Origin of the sequence: Vibrio sp. EA2, from assembly GCF_033042495.1 — a bacterium.
Lineage (GTDB): Bacteria > Pseudomonadota > Gammaproteobacteria > Enterobacterales > Vibrionaceae > Vibrio.
In genome coordinates this window covers 1-605 of sequence record NZ_JAWLID010000061.1, presented here as the reverse complement: position 1 = coordinate 605, position 605 = coordinate 1, and the positions used below count along the sequence as shown (strand labels likewise).

Below are 605 nucleotides of genomic sequence, written 5' to 3'. Positions count from 1 at the left end.
GGGCGTTATAACACAGTATCAAGTTCTTGCTCATAACTATTAGTTGAACTATTATTTGTACGTTACTTTGTACTAATTGAGGTTCAACATGAGTCGCATTCATTTCGATCAAGATATTCAGCCGCTATCTGAGTTTCGTGCCGGTGTAGCTTCTTACATCAAACAAATCAATGAGACTCGTCGTCCGTTGGTAATTACACAACGCGGTAAAGGTGTTGCTGTTGTTCTTGATGTTGCGGAATACGAAGCAATGCAAGAGAAAATAGAGTTATTGGAAGAAATGCGCACAGCAGAAGCTCAATTAGCTTCAGGTCTTGGTGTTTCAAATGAGGATGCGCGAGCTCAGGTGTTAGGGCGCATTAAGAAATGAAAGTAGTTTGGTCTCCCTTAGCTCTTCAAAAGCTCGGTGATGCGGCTGAGTTTATTTCGTTAGACAATCCGTCTGCTGCTGAAAAGTGGGTAAATGAGGTTTTCGATAAAACTGAGTTACTCAGCAGTATGCCTGAAATGGGGCGTTTCGTTCCTGAAATGCCCCATACAAACTATCGTGAAATCATTTTCGGTCACTATCGTATTATTTACAGTTTAAGCCACGAAATTCGTGT

General features: G+C 41.3%; 2 protein-coding genes. Both read left to right on the top strand.

Annotated features, from left to right (window positions below; genetic code table 11):
• The first annotated feature begins 88 nt into the window (after window positions 1-88).
• The gene (locus RXX31_RS24770; protein WP_025527476.1) at window positions 89-370 is read left to right on the top strand and encodes a type II toxin-antitoxin system Phd/YefM family antitoxin; all 282 of its coding nucleotides are present in this window, start codon (window positions 89-91) and stop codon (window positions 368-370) included.
• A partial coding sequence (locus RXX31_RS24765; protein ID WP_317592216.1) for a type II toxin-antitoxin system RelE/ParE family toxin occupies window positions 367-605 on the top strand: 239 nt, incomplete at its 3' end. The genes RXX31_RS24770 and RXX31_RS24765, both read left to right, overlap by 4 nt.